Here is a 19886-nt window from a genome sequence, read left to right on the forward strand (position 1 = left end):
ACTACTGCGCCTGGCTCACCGAGGACATATGGAAATCCGGGATCCGCAGCGTCGGCATCGCCGCCCGGGTCGCCCAGTCGCCCCACTCGCGCGGCAGGGTCTTCTCGCTGACTCCCGCCTCGGTCGCGCGCCGCAGCAGATCCAGCGGGCTCTCGTTGAAGCGGAAGTTGTTGACCGCCGCGGTGACCTCGCCATCCTCGATCAGGTACACCCCGTCGCGGGTCAGCCCGGTGAGCAACAGCGTGGTGGGATCGACCTCGCGGATGTACCACAGCGTGGTCAGCAGCAGACCGCGCTCGGTGCCCGCGATCATGTCGGCGAGGTCCTTGGTCCCGCCGGTCATCACCAGGTTGTCCGCCGCGACGGCCACGGGAGCGTCGAATTTGGCGGCGATGGCGCGCGGGTAGGCCAGCGCGTTGATCACCCCGTCGCGAATCCAGTCGACCTGGTTGATCTCCATGCCGTTGTCGAACACCGACACCGTCTCCGAGGAACTGCTCGCCGTGACGAACGGCGTGCATGCCAGCCCGGGCGCCATCGGATCGGAGAACAACGTCAACGGCAGATCGGTGAGCCGCTCCCCCACCCGCGTTCCGCCGCCCGGCGCGGAGAACGCGGTCCGCCCTTCCTGCGCGCCTCGGCCGGCCATCGACCAACCCAGGTAGATCATCATGTCGGCCACCGTCGACGGCGGCATCAGCGTCTCGTACCGCCCCGCCGGCAGCGCCACGGTACGCTCGGCCCAACCCAGCCGCAGCGACAAGTCCTCGAGCAGCGAATCCGTCTGCACACCAACGAAATCGGGCGTCCCGACACCGGCCCAGGCGCTCGCGTCGCCGCGCTTGCCGTTGATCTCCACCGCGCCGGTGGGCTGGGTGTACCGCCGCCGCAGCCCCGTCGAGGACGCCAGGAACGTCGTCGAAACACTGTGGTGCGCAAAGCCATACAGCCGGTCGGTGCCGGCGAACCCGCGGCTCAGCGAGCCGGCGACGTCGGCGAACACCTCGGGCCCGGTGCCGGGCACCGGCGCGTCCCAATCGGCGGGCACGCCGGTATCGGCCAGCAGCGGCGCGGCATCACCCGCCTCCGGCGCGGCGGCGGCCGCGTCCTGCGAGGCCGCCACCAAACCCGGGATCACCCGCGGGTCCACCTCGGCGGAGACCACCGTGCCGATGGAGGCGCTGTCACCCTTGCGCACAATCGAAATGACCGTGACCGTTCGGCTGTGCGAAAGCCCATTGGTGGTCATCGAATTGCCGGCCCATCGCAGCGTCGCTTCGACCTTCTCGGTGACCAGCACCATGGTTTCGTCGGCGCGGCCCAGTTTGGCCGCCTCGTCCAAGACGATGTTGACGACGTGTTGCGGGGTGATCATCGGCCGCCCTCGGTCCGGGTGTTGAGCACGTTGACGCCCCGGAACAACGCCGACGGGCAGCCGTGGCTGACCGCGGCGACCTGCCCGGGCTGCGCCTTGCCGCAGTTGAACGCGCCGCCGAGCCGCCACGTCGACTGCCCGCCCACGGCTTCCATCGAATTCCAGAAATCCGTCGTGGTGGCCTGGTAGGCCACGTCGCGCAGCTGGCCGTCCAGCCGGCCGTCGCGGATCCGGAAAAACCGCTGTCCGGTGAACTGAAAGTTGTAGCGCTGCATGTCGATTGACCATGATTTGTCGCCGACGATGTAGATGCCGTCCTGCACCCGGCCGATCAGATCCTCGGTGCTCAACCCGTCGGGACTGGGTTGCAGCGACACGTTGGCCATCCGCTGGATCGGCACGTGATGCGGCGAGTCGGCATACGAGCAGCCGTTGGAGCGCGACTGCCCCAGCCGCGGCGCGAACACTCGGTCGAGCTGGTAACCGACGAACATGCCGTCGCGCACCAGATCCCAACTCTGGGCGGCCACGCCCTCGTCGTCGTAACCGATAGTGGCCAAACCGAATTCGACGGTCCGGTCGGCGGTCACGTTCATTACCGGCGAGCCGTAGCGCATGGTGCCGAGTTTGTCCGGAGTCGCGAAGGACGTTCCGGCATAAGCGGCTTCGTAACCGATCGCTCGATCGTATTCGGTTGCGTGGCCGATGGATTCGTGAATGGTCAGCCACAGGTTGGTCGGATCGATCACCAGGTCGGTGGGCCCCGCGGTCACGCTGGGCGACTTGACCTTCTCGGCCAGCAGCGCCGGCAGCTGGGCGAGCTCGTCGGTCCAGTTCCACACCTCGTCGCCGGCCAGCACTTCCCAGCCGCGTCCCATCGGCGGGGCCAGGGTGCGCATCGAGTCGAAGCTGCCCGCCGCGGGGTCGACGGTCACCGCCTCCAGCGACGGCATCACGCGCACCCGCTGCTGGGTGATCGCCGACCCGAAGGTGTCGGCATAGAACGTCTGTTCCTTGACCGCGGTCAGTCCCGCCGACACGTGGTCGACGCCGTCTGCGCTCAGCAGCCGCCCGGAGTACTCCTCGAGCACGCCGATCTTGTCGGCCGCGGGGATGTCGAACGGGTCGATCCGGTAGTTCGACACCCAGGTGGCGTCGGCGTAGACCGGCTCGGCCGCCAGCTCGACGCGCTCGGTGTTCAGCGCCGCCAGCGTGGTGGCCACGTGCACCGCGCGCCGCGCCGTGTCGGCCGCGACCGAGGGCGCCAGCTCGGCGTGCGAGGCGAACCCCCAGGTGCCGTCGACGATCACCCGCACCGCCAACCCCACCTCACGGCTGACGACCGCAGTCTCGAGCTCTCCGTCGCGCAGCTGGATGATCTCGGTGTTGATGCGATGAATTCGCAGGTCCGCGTAGCTGGCCCCGGCCGTCGTGGCCGCCGAGAGCGCGGCCTCGGCGAGCTCGTGTCGCGGCAGGCCGAGGAAGTCGGCATCGATCCCCCGATTCGGTGTCACGGCTCCCACCGTAACGACTGTGCACTCCAAACCCCGGCAGCGCCCGCTTTAATTAGCTGCATGGCCAGCCGGAGTCAGCCGCGATCCAGCGTGCTGGCCTATGGGCTGCTGGCGCCCAGCCTGTTCGGCGTCGTCACCTTCCTGCTGCTGCCCATCCTGGTGGTGATCTGGCTCAGCCTGTACCGGTGGGACTTGCTGGGTCCGCTGCGCTTCGTCGGCCTGGCCAACTGGCGCTCAGTGTTGACCGACACCGACTTCGGGCACTCGCTGTTCGTCACGGCGATCTTCGTGGCGATCGTGGTCCCCACCCAGACGGTGCTGGGACTGGCTGTCGCCTTAATGCTGGCCCGGCTGCTGCCGGGGACCGGTTTTTTCCGGACGGTGTTCGTGCTGCCGTGGATCTGCGCACCGCTGGCGATCGCTGTGCTGTGGCGCTGGATCCTGGCGCCCACCGACGGCGCGATCGCGACTCTGCTGGGACACAGCATCGAGTGGCTCTCCGATCCCACCTTCGCGCTGCCCCTGGTGTCGGCGGTCGTCGTCTGGATGAACGTGGGCTACAACTCGCTGTCCTTCCTGGCGGGCCTGCTGGCCATTCCCAACGACATCCACGCCGCCGCGCGCACCGACGGCGCCAACGCCTGGCAACGGTTCTGGCGTATCACCCTGCCGATGCTGCGCCCGACGATGTTCTTCGTGCTGGTGACCGGGATCGTCAGCACCGCACAGGTTTTCGACACCGTGTACGCGTTGACCGACGGCGGGCCGGGAGGCAGCACCGACCTGGTGGCCCACCGCATCTACGCCGAAGCGTTCGGTTCGGCGTCCATCGGCCGGGCCTCGGTGATGGCAGTGGTGCTGTTCGTGATCCTGATCGGCGTCACGATCGTTCAGCATCTGTATTTCCGGCGGCGGATCACCTATGACCTCGTCTAGCCGCGTCGCGAACGCGCTGATCTACGCCGGCATGGTCGTCGGTGCGCTGATCACGTTGCTGCCGTTCGCACTTGGCCTACTGACCTCGTTCACCTCGGCGCACCAGTTCGCGACGGGCACACCGCTGCAGCTGCCGCATCCACCCACGCTGGCCAACTACGGCGACCTGGCCGGTGCCGGATTCGGGCGCGCCGCGGCGGTGACGGCGTTGATGACGGCGGTGATCCTGGTCGGCCAGATGACCTTCTCGGTGCTGGCCGGCTACGCGTTCGCTCGCCTGGACTTCCCCGGGCGCGACGTGTTGTTCTGGGTGTACATCGCGACGTTGATGGTGCCCGGGACGGTGACCGTGGTGCCGATGTATCTGATGATGGCCGAAGCGGGTCTGCGCAACACGTTCTGGGCGTTGGTGTTGCCGTTCATGTTCGGCTCCCCGTACGCGATCTTCTTGCTGCGCGAGCACTTTCGCCTGATCCCCAACGACCTGGTCAACGCCGCACGCCTCGACGGCGCCAACACCCTCGACGTCATCACCCACGTCGTCGTTCCGTCCAGCCGGTCGGTGCTGGCGACGCTGACGCTGATCACCGTGGTCTCGCAATGGAACAACTTCATGTGGCCGTTGGTGATCACCAGCGGCCACAAGTGGCGGGTGCTCACGGTGGCGACCGCGGAACTGCAGTCCCGCTTCAACGCGCAGTGGACGCTGGTGATGGCGGCGACCACGATCGCGATCGTCCCGCTGGCCCTGCTGTTCATCGCTTCCCAGCGACACATCGTGTCCTCGATCGTCCTCTCGGGTGTCAAGTGAACAGGCCCCGCTCCTCCACACTGGCCGCCGGTGCGCTGGGACTGGTCGCGGTGCTGTTGGCCGCCATCGCTATGCTGCTGAACTATTCCGGCGATCCGCACGGCAACAAGATCGTGGTGCGCGTGCGGGTCTGGGGCACACCGATCGCCGACGCGTACCGGCAGTCGTTCGCGGAGTTCAACCGCACGCATCCCGATATCGAGGTGCGCGTCGACCTGGTGGCCTACGCGACGTACTTCAACACGCTGCGCACCGACGTCGCGGGAGGCAGCGCCGACGACATCTTCTGGCTGTCCAATGCCTACTTCGCCGGCTACGCCGACAACGGCCGGTTACTGAACATCAGCAAAACCTTTAGCCCGGAAGCGATTTCGGAGTGGGAACCGGCGGTGGTCGACCAGTTCACCCGCAACGGCTCGCTATGGGGCGTGCCGCAGCTGACCGACGGTGGTATCGCGGTGTACTACAACGCGGACCTGCTCGCCGCCGCGGGCATCGATCCCGGCCAGCTCAACAGCCTGCGCTGGGATCCAGCCGGCGACGACACCCTGCGCCCGACGGCGGCCCGCCTCACCGTCGACACCAGTGGAAAGGCGGCGAGTACAGCGGGTTTCGACCCCGGCCGGATTCGGCAGTGGGGGTACAACGCGGCCAACGACGCCCAGGCGATTTACCTCAACTACATCGGCTCGGCGGGCGGGGTATTCCAGCGTGGTGACGAGTTCGCGTTCGACAATCCCCAAGCCGTCGCGGCCTTGCGCTACGTGGTCGGACTGATCAACGACGACCACGTGGCGCCGCCGGCCTCGGACACCAACACCAACGGCGACTTCTCCCGCAATCAATTCCTGGCCGGCAGGATGGCGCTGTTTCAATCCGGCACCTACAACCTCGCGGCGATCGCGCGTGACGCCCAATTCCGCTGGGGTATCGCGATGCTGCCGATCGGCCCCGCAGGCCGGATTAGCGTCACCAATGGCATTGCCGCAGCCGGCAATTCGGCTACCAAGCATCCCGATGCCGTGCGTCAGGTGCTGGCCTGGATGGGCAGCAGCGAGGGCAATGCCTATCTGGGCAATCAGGGCGCGGCGATCCCCGCGGTACGCTCGGCCCAGCAGGGCTACTTCGCATACTGGGCGGCGCACGGCGTCGACGTCGAACCCTTCTTCTCCGTCCTGCAGGGCCCGCGCATCCCGGCGCCGGGTGGTCCGGGCTTCGCGGCCGGAAACGCCGCGCTGCAAAGCTATTTCGACGAGATGTTCCTCGGCCGCGGCGATGTCGCGACCACCCTCAGACAGGCACAGGCCGCGGCGAATGCCGCCGCGCACCGCTAGTCGCCTGCGCCGGCCGTCACGCCAGCGTGACGCTCGACGGCGACAGCCACGCTGGCGTGTCACTCGGCGGTGCCCCCAACTCGGCGATCACGACGAGGCGGCGTTGAGCGCGCTGTGGCGGCGGCCCCACACGAAGTAAAAGATCAACGCCACAAAGATCCAGCCGCTGAACGCGATCCAGGTGTACCAGTGCAGGCTGGACAGGATATAGCCGCAGGCCAGCACCGAAAGTACCGGCGTGACAGGGTAAAAGGGCACTTTGAACGCGCGGGTCAGGTCCGGCTCGCGCACCCGCAGAATGATCACGCCGACCGCGACGACGATGAACGCGACCAGCGTGCCGATCGACACCATGTCCGCCAGCTTGTCCAGCGGGACGAGGCCACCCAATGTTCCGGTGACGACAGCGACGATCACCGTGTTCGACACCGGAGTCAACGTGCGCCTGTTGATCGATGCGAATCGCGAGGGCAGCAGCCCGTCGCGGGCCATCGCGTACAAGATGCGGGTCTGGCCGTACATCGTGATCAGGGTGACGGTGAAAATCGAGATGACCGCGCCCGCGCACAGAATCGTGCTGGCCCAGCGTTGGTGTGTGACGTTGTCGAGGATGGTCGCCAGGCCGGCATCCTCTTGCCCGGCGAAATCCTGCCACGGCTGAGTGCCCAGTGCGGCGAGCGCGACGAGCACGTAGACGGTGGTGACCGTGGTCAGCGCCGCGATCAGGGCACGCGGCATGGTCTTCTGCGGGTCCTTCACCTCTTCGCCCGCGGTGGACACGGCGTCCAGGCCGATGAACGAGAAGAAGATCGTGCCCGCCGCCGAGCCGATGCCGGCCACGCCCAACGGGGCAAAGTCCTTGAGCTGGTTGGCGTCGAACGCGGTGAACGCGATGATCACGAACATGCCCAGCACGCCGAGCTTGATCATCACCATGATCGCGTTCACCCGCGCCGATTCGCTGGCGCCGCGGATCAGCAAGAGCGCACACATCGCGATCAGGATGACCGCGGGCAGATTCACGTAGCCGGGGTCGGAGTCCCACGGCGCCTCCGACAACGCATGCGGGAGCTCGAATCCGAACAGGTTGTGCAGCAGCTTGTTGACGTAGCCGCTCCAGCCCACCGACACCGCCGCGGTGGCCACGCCGTACTCCAGCAGTAGGCAGGCCGCGACCGCCATCGCGACGACCTCGCCCAGCGTCGCGTACGCGTACGAATACGACGACCCGGAAACCGGTACGGCCGAAGCCAATTCGGCGTAGCAGATGGCGGCCAGCCCGGCCGCGACGCCGGCGATGATGAAAGAGACGATCACCCCGGGGCCGGCTTCCGGCACCGCCTGCGACAGCACGAAGAAAATGCCGGTGCCGATCGTCGAGCCGACCCCGAACATGGTCAGCTGGAACGCGGTAATGCCGCGTTTGAGATGCTCCGCGGCCCCTGCTGCGACGGGCGCGCCGGATACCGGGCGGCGCCGCAGCATCTGTGCTGTCAGGCTGATCGAGCTGGCTGGCAAATGGCGCCCCCTCGTGCTGGATCAGCTGATTATGCCCGCAAGACGGCTGCAAACTGGTCGATGGCCCAACCGATTTCTTGCTCAGTAATCACCAGCGGCGGCGCGAACCGCAGCGTCGAACCATGGGTGTCTTTGACCAGCACGCCGCGCTCGGCCAGCCGCAGGCTGATCTGCTTGCCGGTGGCCAGGGTGGGTTCGATGTCGACGCCGGCCCACAGGCCGAAGCCACGCACCGCGATCACCCCGTCACCGATCAGGTCTCGCAACCGTCCGTGCAGATGGGCCCCCAACTCGGCCGAGCGAGCCTGGAATTCGCCCCGGGCCAGCATCGCGACCACCGTGGTGCCGATTGCGGCGGCCAGCGGGTTGCCCCCGAACGTCGAGCCGTGCTCGCCCGGGTGCAGCACACCGAGGACGTCGCGGTTTGCGACCACCGCCGACAGCGCAACGACGCCGCCGCCGAGCGCCTTGCCGAGCAGATAGACGTCGGGCACCACACCCCAGCGGTCGCAGGCGAACGTGTAGCCGGTGCGCGCCAGGCCCGATTGAATCTCGTCGGCGATCATCAGCACGTGGTGTTCGGTGCACAGCGCACGAACGGCCGGCAGATAGTCGTCGGGCGGCACGATGATGCCGGCCTCGCCCTGGATCGGTTCGAGCAGCACCGCGACGGTGTTCTCGTCGACCGCGTCGGCCAACGCCGCGACATCACCGAACGGCACCGCACGGAAGCCAGGGGTGAACGGACCGAAGCCGTCCCGCGCCGTCGGGTCCGAAGAGAAGCTGACGATGCTGATCGTGCGGCCGTGGAAATTGTTCTCGGCCACGACGATGTTGGCGCGGCCCGCGGGCACGCCCTTGACGTCGGCGCCCCACTTGCGGGCGACCTTGAGGCCGCTCTCGACGGCCTCCGCGCCCGAATTCATCGGCAGCACCATGTCTTTGCCGCACAACTCGGCAAGCCCAGCACAAAACGGGCCCAGGTTCGCGGCGTGGAATGCCCGACTGACCAGCGTGACGGTGTCGAGTTGGGCGTGCGCTGTCGCGGTGATCTCCGGGTTGCGGTGCCCGAAGTTGACCGCCGAATACGCGGCCAGGCAATCCAGGTAGCGCCGTCCCTCGACGTCGGTGATCCAGGCACCCTCAGCGCTTGCCGCCACCACTGGCAACGGCGAATAATTGTGCGCTGCATACTTTTCGACGAGTCCGATCGCGTTCTCGGTTTCGTCGCCGGCCAGCGAAGTCGGGTGGTCCAGAATCGTCATTCAAACACCTCCAATGTGCAGCACTTGACTGAACCGCCCCCCTTGAGCAGCTCGCAGAGATCGACGCCGACGGCCTCGAAGCCCGCTTCCCGCAACTGGTCTCCGAAAACCGTTGCGGCGCAAGGATGCACGACATGCAGGCCGTCGGATACCACATTGAGGCCAAGTACGTAGGCGTCCGCGCTTCCCACCACGATAGCGTCGGGAAACAGCGCGCGCAGTTGATCTTGAGCCGCCACGCTGAACGCCGGAGGGTAGTAGGCGATCGTGTGATCGTCAAGGACGGCCAGCGCGGTGTCGAGGTGATAGAACCGCGGATCGACCAGCTCGAGGGAAACTACCGGCATGCGCAGCGCCGCCGACACCTCGGCATGGGCGCGCCGGTCGGTGCGAAAGCCGTAGCCCGCCAACACCATTTCGCCGACCAGCAGCAGGTCGCCCTGCCCCTCGTTGATGTGGCGGGTCGTGACAGCCTGGAAGCCCATCGACGACATCCACTCGCCGTACGCCACGGCCTCGCCGGCCCGCTCCTGGTAGCGGAATCGGGCGACGATGGCGACATCACCGGCGACGAAGCCGCCGTTGGCGGCGTAGACCATATCCGGCAGACCGGGTACCGGCTCGACGATGTCCACGCGATGGCCGAGCCCGAGATAGGTCCGCCGGAGGTCTTCCCACTGCGCGTGCGCGACGTCGACGTCCACGGGCGCACTGGTGTCCATCCACGGGTTGATCGCGTACTCGACCGCGAAGTAGGTCGGCGGCGTCATCGCATACCGACGAGTCCGAGCCGTTCTGAACCGCTTGAGCGCGGTGTCTTGCCATGCCTCGGGCCGGGCGCGCGGGGCCGGGTCAGCGACATAATAGTCCGTCATAGATCAAGGGTATTTGGACGTCTGTGCACAATCAAACGCCGATTCTTGCGTGTCTATGAAGGATTTGTTGCGCTAGGGTGCTGTAGACAGGGATTTATTGCGCAGGCTCGAATGGAGGGCGATGGACCGCCTGGATGACACCGACGAGCGCATCCTCGCCGAGCTCACCGAGCATGCGCGGGCGACGTTCGCCGAGATCGGCGAGAAGGTGAATTTGTCCGCGCCGGCGGTGAAACGGCGCGTCGACCGCATGCTCGACAACGGCGTGATCAGGGGCTTCACCACGATCGTCGACCGCAATGCGCTCGGGTGGAACACCGAGGCGTATGTGCAGGTGTACTGCCACGGCACGATCGCGCCCGATCAGCTGCGGGCGGCCTGGGTGGAGATGCCCGAGGTGGTCAGCGCCGCGACGGTGACCGGGACGTCCGACGCGATCCTGCATGTGCTGGCCCGCGATATGCGCCACCTGGAGTCCGCACTCGAACGCATTCGGGAGAGTGCCGACATCGAGCGCAGCGAAAGCATCGTTGTGCTGTCAAACCTGATCGACCGGATGCGGACCTAGCGGTCGGACTCGCGAGCGTAACGCCACGCTGACATTCGGCCCGAGATTTCCGCGTCACGTTACGCTCGCGGCGTGAGCGTTAGCGCGCGCGGAACGTCAGCATCCGGCGCCACGCGGGCCGGGCCCCAGGCCGGCGAGTTGCGTAGGGCCAGGGCTGATTTCGTTCCGGCACCGAACTCGCCCGGGCCCCCTTGAGCTGCATCCGAAGGTGCTGGCGCAGGTCGTGCAGATCGGGATCGGTCCAGCGGTTGTTTGCTTCGATCGGGTCGGCGGTCAGATCGTAGAGCTCCCACTGATCGTCGAGCGGAGACGTCCGATACGCTTCTCCCCCAATGCCATTGGCCGCCAGATGACGAACGCCGGGCTCGGTCCAGGTGCCCGGGTCGTCGAAGGTGCGAACCAGTTTCCACAGATGTCCGTCGCCGCCGGCCTCGTCAACCCGCAATACCAGACCCTCGAAATTGGAGGCCGTGTGCGCGGGAACCCGGATCCGCAGCGGCGCAGGCGGATTCACCGTCTGCTTCAGGCGCCGCGCCAAACCCGACGCACCGCTGTCCCCTTCGAGCATGTTGTCGCGGGTCATCAGGTAGACGGCCCGGGTGTCGTCGGCAGGTGCGCCGTCGACGACCGGCATGAGGTCGCGGCCCGGCAGTTCGTGCACCTCCGAGAACGACTCCGCCAGTGTGGCGGCGGTTTCCGCGACATCGACCCCGGCGGCACCCAGCAGCGTCGGGACCAGGTCGACATGCGATGTCGGCGCCGTGATCACCCGGGGCTGCGTCGCGCGCGCACCGATGCGGGCTATCACGAACGGAACACGGGTGGCTTCGTCGTAGAGGTTGAACCATTTTTGATGCAACCCGCCGTGAGCGCCCAGCAGGTCGCCGTGATCGGCGGTGCGCACCAAAACGGCATCCTCCGAACCACCTTCGGTGACGGCACGTCTGACGCGGTCGATCGGCCCGTCCACCTCGGCATGCAGGCGGTAATACAGATCGCGGTAGCGCTGCGCGCCGCGCTCGTAGGTCCGGTCGATCGCGGGTGCCGGACCGTAGCCGGAGTAATACGCCTCACGGAAAGCGATTTGCGCGGCGGGTTTGGTAGACAAGTCTTCCTCGGCGGTGGGCGCCGGGGCGACCGGTGGTGGGTCCAGCGGCGAGGGCTTGACCGGACTGCGCCGCGACCACAGCGGGAACAGCACGATGTCGTGGGGGTTGACGAAACTGGCGACCAGCAGGAACGGGCGCAGCGCGGACGGGTCGCCGGCGCGACGGCGCGCGTAGCGGTCGGTCAGCCACGCGACGACGCGGTCGGCGATCAGCGGGTCGCGGCGAATCCCGGCATTACCCAGCAGCGCCCCGTGCGGCTCCGGGCCGACCCATCCGGAAAAGCCATACGGCCCAAGCGGATCCGCGTCCAGATAGCGTTGCACCGCGACCGGGTCGACGACGCCGTCGTCGTCGTTGGTCGCCAGCGAACGGCCGGTGTCCGGGTCTTCGAGATCCGCGTGCGAGATGTGCCACTTGCCGTCGTAGTGCGTGTCGTATCCGGCCGCGCGAAACCAGTTACCCAGGGTGGGCACTTCGCCGGGACGAAGCCAGCGCATCCGGGAATCGCCTGCCGTCTTCCCGATGCCGTCGGTCTGGGTGACGCCGTGCAGGTCGGGGTACTGCCCGGTGAAAATGGTCGGGCGGCTCGGCACGCAGGCGAGCGATCCCGTGTAGTGGCGGCCGAAACTGACGCCGTGGTCGTCGAACCACTTGCGGCCTGTCAGTACTCGGTCGCGCCACGCCAGCACACCGGGCGTCTCGTACGGCGGCACCGCACGTTCCTCGTCGGTCATCAGGATGACGATGTCGGGGCGATCAGACACGCGCATTCTCCAATCGGTGGGCAAGCCCGGCGAGCATCGAATCGGACTGTCGCGCAGCGACTTGACACACGACGCGTTCGGCAAGCTGCTGCGGCGGCCAGTGCCCGATTTCGACCGTGGTGGTCAGCGTCACCACGGTCGAGTCGTCTGGACCCGCCGCCAGCGTCCAGCGGTTGACCACCCGGCGCAGCAGCCGGGGCAGGCCCTCGATGTCGTAGGCGAGCGCATGGGGCGGGTCGAACTCGGTGATGCGCTCGACCAGGGTGTCGCGTTTGACCTGGACTCGTCTGGTGGTACCGACCGGTGCTCCGTCGGCCCCCGAAGCCAATATGCATGAGTGGTCGACGTTGTCGGCCCACGAAACGATGGCGCCGAAGTCCGCCAGGACATCCCAGACCTCTTGCGGGCGCGCGGCAATGGTACGAGTGCGCTGGATGTCGGCCACGCGCTCACGCTACGCGACAAGCCTTAAATCGGAGTGGTGTGCAGCATTGTCTCGATCACCACCGAGGCGGACCCCGCCGCGACAAACAGCGCCAGCGCCACCCAGTCCGCCCGTTTCGGCCGGGCCGGAGATGCCGACAGTTGGCCCGCGCCGCCGCGAGCGGTGATCGCGTCGCCCATCTCGTCGGCGCGCCGCAACGTCACGACCATGGCCGTCGCGAGCAGGTCGATCAGCTCCCGGCCCTGTTGCTTGCGCCGGGCCCTGCGGGTCGCAGGCAACTCCTTGGGACGCAGCCGGCGGGCGGCGTAGAGCACCTGGAACTCGTCGATCAGCATCGGGAAGGCGCGCAACGCCAGCGCCAACGTCACGGCCCATTCGTCGACCGGGATCCGGAATACCTTGAACGGGCGGCCCAAAGTTGCCAGTGCGGGGCCGATTTCGGCGACATTGGTTGTCCAGGACACGATCGCCCCGAGTGCTATCAACAGGATCGTCAATGCGGTCACCCGCAGGAAATGCAGTGATCCCCCGAGTCCGACATGAAGCCCGCCCGCCGACACCACCGGACTACCGCCGGCGACCGCGGCGGTGATGAAGCCCAGCGCGATCATGAACCACATCCAGCGCGGTACCGATGGCATGGCACCGCGCGGGATGTGCGCCAGCCACACCGCCGCGATCGTCAGGGCCCCGAGCAGTCCGATAGTGACCCAACCCGGATAGAAGGTCAGCAGCACCGCGGTGCCGACAACGACCAGTAGTTTGGTGCCGGCCCACAACTTGTGGATGACGGTGTCTCCGGGGACCGGAACCAACAGCACCACCGGACGACGGGGTTTCTTGTTGGCGCCCTTGGCGGCGCGCGGTGATGACGCGGTCTCGGTCACGCTGCACCCCCAGTCGCGGTGGGCACCGTTTCCAGCACCCCGTCGCGCAAATGCAACGTGCGCGGGCAAATTCCTTCCAGGCCGATGCTGTCGTGCGAGATCACCACCAGAGTCAGACCCTGCTCACGGCGCAGCCGCTCCAGCAGCGTCAGCAACCCGCGCTGACTCGCGACGTCCAATCCCGCCAGCGGCTCGTCGAGAATGAGCGCTCGCGGCGAACGCGCCAACATCCCGGCCAGCACCACGCGGCGCATTTGGCCACCGCTGAGTTGGTCGATGCGACGTTGCGCCAACGCGGGCTGCAACCCGACCAAACCCAATGCCGCGGCCACCCGGTCTTCGTCCTCATGCGAAAAACCCGCCGCCGAAGCCACTTCCAGGTTGACGTGGCTGCGCATCAATTGCAGCCGGGCCGACTGAAATGCCAACGCCACCACGCCGACATGCTCATGGGTGGGCTCACCGTCGATCAGGCAGGTGCCCGTGGTGGGGACCGTCAGCCCGGCCATGATCCACCCGAGTGTCGACTTGCCCGAGCCGTTGTCACCGTGGATCAACACACCATCACCCTGCTCGGCGACGAAGTTGATATCGCGCAAGGCGATTTTGGCCCACGGCGTGCCACTGGCGTATTCGTGCCCGACGCCGACGAGTTCGATCGCTCCCGCGTCGTGCCGCCGCGGCGGCACGGCGCTGGACACCAACGATTCGTCGAATCCGATCGTGTCGGTGTTATCCGACGATTCGCTGAGATTGATCGTGCGGTTTGCCGACGCGGCCTCGTCGTCGAAGTGGGTGATGTGCACCAGGGCGGTCCGGTGCCGTTTGGTGAGGCCCGACATCACGTCCAGCAAGGCATCGCGACCTCGCTGATCGATCATGGACGTGACCTCGTCGGCAATGAGCAATGCGGGCTCTCGGGCGAGCGCCCCGGCGAGTGCCAGACGCTGCAACTGCCCGCCCGACAGACTTGACGTGTCGCTTTCGGCAAGGTCGTCGAGGCCCACCTCATGCAGTAGCCGGCTCACGTCGACCTTGGCGTCCGGGGGTAAGCCCCACACCACGTCGTCGGCAACCCGGGTGCCCAGCACCTGACTCTTCGGGTGTTGCAGGACAAGCGCGGTGCCGCCCAGCCGCCCCAAACCCACCGCGCCGGGCCGGTGCACGGTGCCCGACGTCGGCCGGCGGCCGGCCAGGATCAGCATCAGCGTGGTCTTGCCGGAGCCGTTGGCGCCGGTGATCGCGACGTGCTCCCCGCTTCGCACCTCCAAGCTGACTTCGCGCAGTGCGTCGTTCGCCGCCTTGGGGTAACGGAACCGCACCCGGTCCAGCCGCACCGGCACCGGACCGATCCCGGCATCCGCAGGCAGTTCGTTGTCGGGCGGATCCAACTTGTGCACACCGGGGATGTCGCCCATCCGTTCCAGCAGACGCGACAACCCCGACCAGCCGATCAGCGTCACCAGCACGACGACGAACATCAAGTACGGCAGCACCAACCACGGCCAGTACTGCAGCCCCTCCGCGACGTAGCGCTGCAGCGTCTGGGCGACATTGGGCAGGTGGACCCAGCGCAAGAATGCGGCGACCCCGTTGACGTTCGCGGTCAGGACGCCAAAGATCAACTGCCGCAACCGGGTCAGCACCGCGAACACGCCGACCCAGGCCGCGCCCCAGAGGAATCCGGCAACCAGGGACGAGACGATCACCGTGGGTACGCCGCGGCCCTTGCGCTTGACAATGCCGCATATCCCGCCGACCCAGGCGGCGTCGACGACCATCGCCGAACTGCCCATTCCGGAAATCAAGAACGCGATCACCGTCGCGGCGACGGCCGAGGCGATCAGCACCCGAGGACGGAAGCGGTAGGCGAGCAACCCCATCGGCACCGTGCCCAGCACGCCGAAACCCTGAGCGAACGGAATGACCGCGGCGACGATTGCGGTCACCGCACAGAGCGCCCCCATCACCGCGGCCTGAGCTAATTCGTTCGGCTGCAGCGGTCCGCTCGTGCTGTGCCGAAGAGGGCGCAAGGTCACTTTCTCGATTGTGCCAGGCCGACACACCGGGCGCCCTGAGTTAGCGGCCCTTTGCTGGCCGGGACGATTCTGTGCATCAGCTGGACAGCGGTTGGTCTCGCATAGCAAAGCTATGGAAGCATGGATCCATGGACAACGTCGTCGACACCGCAAACGTCGCGCTTCAGCAGGGGCTGGGCGCAGACCTGCTCGCCGTGGTCGCGCGGCTGAACCGACTGGCTACCCAACGTATCCAGATGCCGCTGCCGTCGGCGCAGGCCAGGCTGCTCGCGACTGTCGAGGTTCACGGAGAAGCGCGCATCGGCGACCTTGCCGCCGTCGACCACTGCTCGCAACCCACGATGACCACCCAGGTGCGTCGACTCGAAGACGCAGGCCTGGTTAGCCGAACCGTCGACCCCGGCGACGCCCGTGCGGTCCGGATCCGCATCACCGACGCAGGGCGACGCACCCTGAACGCGGTCCGGGCCGACCGTGCCGCCGCGATCGAACCGCAACTGGCGATGCTCGAGCCCGCCGACCGCGAGGTGCTCGCGGAGGCGGTCCAGGTGCTGCGCCGCCTGCTCGACAACGCCGCGGCGACGCCGCGCCGCAACACACTGTGACCGGCGTGCACCCCTTGTGGGTCGATGACCGCCAGCGGGTAGACACTTAGTCAGTGGCTTCCGCTTTCCCAGCCTCGCCGCTCACCGTCTTCGTCGGCTCGATGCGGTACGTGTTTGTCCCGGGCCGCGACGTGATCGTGGCGTACGGGGACTGGTGTGACATCCCGCTGGATCGACTGGGCTTCGCCGCCCCGCCACCGCCGATTCCGCAGCCCGATGTGCTGCTGCGCTTTGCCGAAACGCGCTGGGTCGCTATCGATAGGAGCCGCAGCGGCATCTTCGTCGACGGCTCTCGAGTGCCCGCGGTCGACATTCGCGACGGCCTCGCGATCGCGCTCGGCGATCCCCAGCGCGGGCCACGGCTGGTGTTCCGGCTTGGCTCGCCCGCGAGCCCACCAGGGCCACCGCCCGGTCCCCCGCAACGTGCGCCTCAGCCACCGCCCATGCAGCGACCGCCGATGCCGCCACCCCCACCGCCGCCGCCGATGCCGCCAGCGCCCGTCGCACCGCCGCCGCAGCGGTCGCCGACGCCGCCCCCGCCCGCCGCGCCGCAGATGCCGACGCAACAGGAGACCCGGCGCATCCAGATCGGGCCAACGCGACAGCCGACGGTCGAGCAGCGCATCCCTCCGGTGCTGCCGCCTCCGCCCGCGGTCGGGCCACCTGTGCCGCCGCCATCACCCCCGCCCGCGCCACCTCCGCCCGCGGTCGGGCCGCCGCCGCCTCCGCCGGCCGCACCTCCGCCGCCGGCCGCACCTCCGCCGCCGGCCGCGCCGCCTCCGCGTCCGCCCGCGGCACCAGAGCAACCCGTCGCGCCGGAGGAACAGCCCAAGGGCCGTGGCCTGATCGAGCGGATGACCGACGCGACCCGCAAGCTGCGGGCAAGCCGTCCCGCCGAGGCCACCACCAACTTCCGCCCCGAGGAGCCGAACACGACCTATCGGCTGCCGCTGGCGACCGGTGCCCGCACGGTCGGCGTCAATGCCTACCGGCTGGGACTGGGCACCGACAGCCAGCAAATGCTCATGGGCGTGTCGTTCACGGCACGTCCGGGCACGCTGACCGCGGTCACCGGCCCGTCGGCCGCCCGCAATTCGGCGCTGCTGGGGATACTCGCCGGCACCCGGACGCCCAGCACCGGGCAGCTCACCGTCGACAGCCACGACGTGTATGCCGAACCCGACTCGATGCGCACCCGCATCGGGATCGTCGGACGCAACGAGACCATGCACCGGCGGCTGACCGTCGAACGAGCCCTGCGCTACACCGCCGAGTTACGGCTGCCGCCCGATACCACGCCCGAGCATCGCAACCGGGTGGTCGATCAGGTGCTCGAAGAGGTGGAGCTGACACCGCACCGCATGACGCGGATCGGCAAGCTCACCCCGGAACTACGCCGGTGCGCATCGGTGGCGATCGAACTGATCACCCGGCCGAGCCTGCTTGTGGTCGACGAGCCGGGCATCGGACTCGATGAGGAGCAAGAAGATCACGTAATGGCCGTACTGCGGCGTCAGGCCAACCTTGGCTGTGTCGTCGTGGTGGCCACCACGACACCGACCCACCTCACGATCTGCGACCAGGTCCTAGTGCTCACGGCCGCCGGGACGATGGCCTTCGCCGGGGCGCCCGCGCAGATCCAGTCCGCGCTGGGCACCGCGGACTGGTCCGAAGCTCTCGCGCGGATCAGCGCCGATCCCGACGGGGCGCACCGCGCGTTCACCGCACGGCACCAGGCACAAGGTCCGGCGGAACCGCCCGAGGTCGCCGCACCCTGGCCGCCGCAGCCAGCGCCCACCCTGACCCGCCAGGCCTGGGTGGTCGCGCGTCGCCAGGTGCGGCTGCTGGTCGCGGACCCGCTCTACACCTTGTTCTTGGTGGCGCTGCCGTTCGCCTTGGCGGGCTCGGCGTTGCTGATTCCCGGTGACTCCGGCCTGGGTCGGCCCGGCCCGACGAGCCGCAACCCCCATGAAGCCGTCGAGATCCTGGCCGCACTCAACATCGCCGCGGTCATCGTGGGTATCGCGCTGACCATTCGCGAACTGGCCGGCGAGCGGCGCGTTTTCCGGCGCGAGCAAGCCGTCGGGCTTTCGACGTCGGCGTATCTGGCGGCCAAGATCGTCTTCTTCGGCGTGGCCGCGGCCGCGCTTGCGGGCATCGTGTTCGCGATCGTCATCGCCGACAAGGGCCAGCCGACGCGCGGCGCTGTGTTGCTGAACAACGCCACCGCCGAGCTGTATGTCGGCGTGGCGTTGACGGCCATCGTCTCGGCGGTCCTGGGCCTGGCGCTGTCGACGATGGGCACGTCGCTGCGCGAGGTTTTGCCACTGGCGATCCCGGCGATTCTGGCCTCGGCGGTTTTCGCCGGCGGCCTGATCACCCTGGTGGGAACCTGGGGGTACGACCAGATCTCCTGGTTCGTCCCCGCGCAGTGGGGCTTCGCGGCATCCGCCTCGACCGTCGACCTACACCGAGTTGACGCCCAGGCCGCCGACATCCTGGTCTGGACGCATTACGCGGGCTGGTGGATGTTCGACATGATCGTGCTCGCCAGCTTCGGCGCGCTGTGGGCCGGTTTTGCTCGGTACCGCCTACGCCCGCCGGCCCGCGATATCGGCCCGCGGCCGCTACATCGCGAACAGCAGGAACTGAGTGATTCCCCTGGGTGAGAAATTGTTGTCGCTGACAAATACGACCGATTGACGGCCATCGGCCAGCTTCGGTCCCAGCGTGATGCCTTCGATGTTGCCCAGCGGCGACAGGCCCGGTGTCGCTGTCATGTCGACCGCCAACGACTTCGTCATCGGCGTCAACATCACGTTCGTCATCGACGGCATATCCAATACATCTGTGGCAGAACCGATCTCGGCCCGATAGACGCGGATCGTCTGCGGCATGGAATCGGTCCGCTCGATCACCAGAAACGTCGTATCCGTCAGCGCCACCAGATCCGAGACACCGTTCTCCTCCGCCGGCGGGGTGGGTGGCTCCATCGGGTAGGCGTACTGGGCGATGGGCTTTCCGGTGGCGACGTCGAATTTGGTGAACCGGGTCAGCACCCGGTGCCCGTCACCGGTCTCGGGGCCGTCGTTGTAACCCGGATCCTCCATCGAGGCGAACACCGATCGACCGTCAGGCGTCAGCGTCACACCCTCGAGCGCCCGGTTGCGCCGCGGTCCGGTCTGCTGGGCGGACATGGCCAGATTGGCCGGCAGCGTGAACTGTCCCAGATAGGCGCCATCGAGTCCGGCGGTCCTGACCCACGGGTCCAGCAGCACCGGCCCCTCGGCCAGCCGCTCGCCTTCCGAACTCCAATACAACCGTTGCCGGAGGCGGTCGAACGCGATGCCCTCCGGGTCGGGAGGAACCACCGGCTGCGGCGCGTTGAGCGCCAGCGGCCGAAACGGCTGACCCGACTGGTCCAGCAGCGGGTGGGTGGCAGTGAAGGTAACCCCGTCAATTCCCTTGTCCGACAGCGACAATTGCACAACGTAGAACCGGACGGGGTTTTTCTCCGAACGGTCGTCGCTGATCACGTAGTAGAGTTCGCGCTCCGGGTCGTAGCTGAGTGCGGACAACCCGCCGATCGCGGTGCCACCGAAGCTCGTGCCGAAGGCGACCTGCGCCTGACCGAGATAAGCCAGCACCGGCCGCGGCGGACTCGGCGGAGCCGAAGGGCGCGCGGCATCACAACCCGCTAGCCACCAGGAAAGGCATAACCCGACCAGCGCCAGCAACCGGCCCCGCATCAAACGACTGCCAGGCCGAGCAGGCAGGCGTCGTCTGACGCCGGGTTCACGGACACGGTGGCGGGCCGGGACATGACGTCATCTAATCGCAT

Annotated in this window: 16 protein-coding genes; 6 read left to right on the plus strand and 10 right to left on the minus strand. The window is 67.6% G+C overall.

The window, feature by feature from the left end; translation table 11 throughout:
• Nucleotide 1: 1 nt before the first annotated feature.
• Both AAHS21_RS12720 and AAHS21_RS12725 read right to left on the minus strand, forming a co-directional pair.
• Nucleotides 2-1375, minus strand: coding sequence for a metallopeptidase TldD-related protein (locus AAHS21_RS12720; RefSeq protein ID WP_342928027.1), 1374 nt, complete (start codon nucleotides 1373-1375; stop codon nucleotides 2-4).
• Nucleotides 1372-2889 carry a TldD/PmbA family protein gene (locus AAHS21_RS12725; protein WP_342928028.1) on the minus strand — a complete coding sequence of 506 codons (1518 nt, stop codon included), beginning with the start codon at nucleotides 2887-2889 and terminating at the stop codon, nucleotides 1372-1374. The genes AAHS21_RS12720 and AAHS21_RS12725 overlap by 4 nt, the downstream gene beginning before the upstream one ends.
• Before the next feature lie 60 nt (nucleotides 2890-2949).
• Between AAHS21_RS12725 and AAHS21_RS12730 the strand changes: the two genes are divergently transcribed.
• Genes AAHS21_RS12730 through AAHS21_RS12740 form a run of 3 tightly spaced genes read left to right on the plus strand, consistent with a single transcriptional unit; the run spans nucleotide 2950 to nucleotide 5970 of the window.
• Nucleotides 2950-3825, plus strand: coding sequence for a sugar ABC transporter permease (locus tag AAHS21_RS12730; protein ID WP_342928029.1), 876 nt, complete (start codon nucleotides 2950-2952; stop codon nucleotides 3823-3825).
• A complete protein-coding gene (locus AAHS21_RS12735; RefSeq protein WP_342928030.1) occupies nucleotides 3812-4636 on the plus strand; it encodes a carbohydrate ABC transporter permease in 825 nt (274 codons plus the stop codon). The genes AAHS21_RS12730 and AAHS21_RS12735 overlap by 14 nt, the downstream gene beginning before the upstream one ends.
• Nucleotides 4633-5970: a sugar ABC transporter substrate-binding protein gene (locus tag AAHS21_RS12740; RefSeq protein WP_342928031.1), complete on the plus strand. Its 1338-nt coding sequence runs from the start codon at nucleotides 4633-4635 to the stop codon at nucleotides 5968-5970. Before AAHS21_RS12735 ends, AAHS21_RS12740 begins: the two co-directional genes overlap by 4 nt.
• Before the next feature lie 87 nt (nucleotides 5971-6057).
• On the opposite strand, the gene AAHS21_RS12745 is transcribed toward AAHS21_RS12740, so the two are convergent.
• Genes AAHS21_RS12745 through ddaH form a run of 3 tightly spaced genes read right to left on the minus strand, consistent with a single transcriptional unit; the run spans nucleotide 6058 to nucleotide 9628 of the window.
• Nucleotides 6058-7488 carry an amino acid permease gene (locus tag AAHS21_RS12745; protein WP_342928032.1) on the minus strand — a complete coding sequence of 477 codons (1431 nt, stop codon included), beginning with the start codon at nucleotides 7486-7488 and terminating at the stop codon, nucleotides 6058-6060.
• Between the two features lie 29 nt (nucleotides 7489-7517).
• Nucleotides 7518-8753 (minus strand): ornithine--oxo-acid transaminase, encoded by a 1236-nt coding sequence (rocD, locus tag AAHS21_RS12750; RefSeq protein ID WP_342928033.1) that lies wholly within the window; start codon nucleotides 8751-8753, stop codon nucleotides 7518-7520.
• The gene (ddaH, locus tag AAHS21_RS12755; RefSeq protein ID WP_342928034.1) at nucleotides 8750-9628 is read right to left on the minus strand and encodes a dimethylargininase; all 879 of its coding nucleotides are present in this window, start codon (nucleotides 9626-9628) and stop codon (nucleotides 8750-8752) included. The genes rocD and ddaH overlap by 4 nt, the downstream gene beginning before the upstream one ends.
• 121 nt (nucleotides 9629-9749) lie before the next feature.
• On the opposite strand from ddaH, the gene AAHS21_RS12760 reads away from it, so the two are divergent.
• On the plus strand, nucleotides 9750-10196 hold the full coding sequence (locus tag AAHS21_RS12760; protein WP_342928035.1) for an Lrp/AsnC family transcriptional regulator: 447 nt from the start codon (nucleotides 9750-9752) through the stop codon (nucleotides 10194-10196).
• A gap of 79 nt (nucleotides 10197-10275) precedes the next feature.
• Here the strand turns inward: AAHS21_RS12760 and AAHS21_RS12765 are convergent, their stop codons facing one another.
• Genes AAHS21_RS12765 through AAHS21_RS12780 form a run of 4 tightly spaced genes read right to left on the minus strand, consistent with a single transcriptional unit; the run spans nucleotide 10276 to nucleotide 15440 of the window.
• Entirely contained in the window at nucleotides 10276-12069 is a 1794-nt protein-coding gene (locus AAHS21_RS12765) for a sulfatase-like hydrolase/transferase (protein WP_342928036.1), read from the minus strand.
• Nucleotides 12062-12514, minus strand: coding sequence for an SRPBCC family protein (locus AAHS21_RS12770; protein ID WP_342928037.1), 453 nt, complete (start codon nucleotides 12512-12514; stop codon nucleotides 12062-12064). Before AAHS21_RS12770 ends, AAHS21_RS12765 begins: the two co-directional genes overlap by 8 nt.
• A 23-nt stretch (nucleotides 12515-12537) precedes the next feature.
• The gene (locus AAHS21_RS12775; protein ID WP_342928038.1) at nucleotides 12538-13401 is read right to left on the minus strand and encodes an energy-coupling factor transporter transmembrane protein EcfT; all 864 of its coding nucleotides are present in this window, start codon (nucleotides 13399-13401) and stop codon (nucleotides 12538-12540) included.
• Nucleotides 13398-15440: an ATP-binding cassette domain-containing protein gene (locus AAHS21_RS12780; RefSeq protein ID WP_342928039.1), complete on the minus strand. Its 2043-nt coding sequence runs from the start codon at nucleotides 15438-15440 to the stop codon at nucleotides 13398-13400. The genes AAHS21_RS12775 and AAHS21_RS12780 overlap by 4 nt, the downstream gene beginning before the upstream one ends.
• A gap of 128 nt (nucleotides 15441-15568) precedes the next feature.
• On the opposite strand from AAHS21_RS12780, the gene AAHS21_RS12785 reads away from it, so the two are divergent.
• Together AAHS21_RS12785 and AAHS21_RS12790 are read left to right on the plus strand one after the other, a co-directional pair.
• Nucleotides 15569-16045, plus strand: a complete 477-nt coding sequence (locus tag AAHS21_RS12785; protein WP_342928040.1) for a MarR family transcriptional regulator — start codon at nucleotides 15569-15571, stop codon at nucleotides 16043-16045.
• Nucleotides 16046-16146: 101 nt separating this feature from the next.
• Entirely contained in the window at nucleotides 16147-18714 is a 2568-nt protein-coding gene (locus AAHS21_RS12790; protein WP_342928216.1) for an ATP-binding cassette domain-containing protein, read from the plus strand.
• Here AAHS21_RS12790 and AAHS21_RS12795 read toward each other — a convergent pair.
• Nucleotides 18673-19794, minus strand: a complete 1122-nt coding sequence (locus AAHS21_RS12795) for an esterase-like activity of phytase family protein (protein WP_342928041.1) — start codon at nucleotides 19792-19794, stop codon at nucleotides 18673-18675. The genes AAHS21_RS12790 and AAHS21_RS12795 overlap by 42 nt on opposite strands.
• Nucleotides 19795-19886: the final 92 nt, after the last annotated feature.

The sequence above is a fragment of the Mycobacterium sp. 050272 genome (assembly GCF_039023525.1).
GTDB lineage: Bacteria > Actinomycetota > Actinomycetes > Mycobacteriales > Mycobacteriaceae > Mycobacterium.

Excerpts from the sequence above, each read along its gene's own strand:
- AAHS21_RS12760 (WP_342928035.1), top strand. The coding sequence starts at position 9,750 with ATGGACCGCCTGGATGACACCGACGAGCGCATCCTCGCCGAGCTCACC.
- AAHS21_RS12790 (WP_342928216.1), top strand. The coding sequence starts at position 16,147 with ATGCGGTACGTGTTTGTCCCGGGCCGCGACGTGATCGTGGCGTACGGG.
- ddaH (WP_342928034.1), bottom strand. The coding sequence starts at position 9,628 with ATGACGGACTATTATGTCGCTGACCCGGCCCCGCGCGCCCGGCCCGAG.
- AAHS21_RS12730 (WP_342928029.1), top strand. The coding sequence starts at position 2,950 with ATGGCCAGCCGGAGTCAGCCGCGATCCAGCGTGCTGGCCTATGGGCTG.
- AAHS21_RS12735 (WP_342928030.1), top strand. The coding sequence starts at position 3,812 with ATGACCTCGTCTAGCCGCGTCGCGAACGCGCTGATCTACGCCGGCATG.
- AAHS21_RS12720 (WP_342928027.1), bottom strand. The coding sequence starts at position 1,375 with ATGATCACCCCGCAACACGTCGTCAACATCGTCTTGGACGAGGCGGCC.
- AAHS21_RS12795 (WP_342928041.1), bottom strand. The coding sequence starts at position 19,794 with ATGCGGGGCCGGTTGCTGGCGCTGGTCGGGTTATGCCTTTCCTGGTGG.
- AAHS21_RS12785 (WP_342928040.1), top strand. The coding sequence starts at position 15,569 with ATGGACAACGTCGTCGACACCGCAAACGTCGCGCTTCAGCAGGGGCTG.
- rocD (WP_342928033.1), bottom strand. The coding sequence starts at position 8,753 with ATGACGATTCTGGACCACCCGACTTCGCTGGCCGGCGACGAAACCGAG.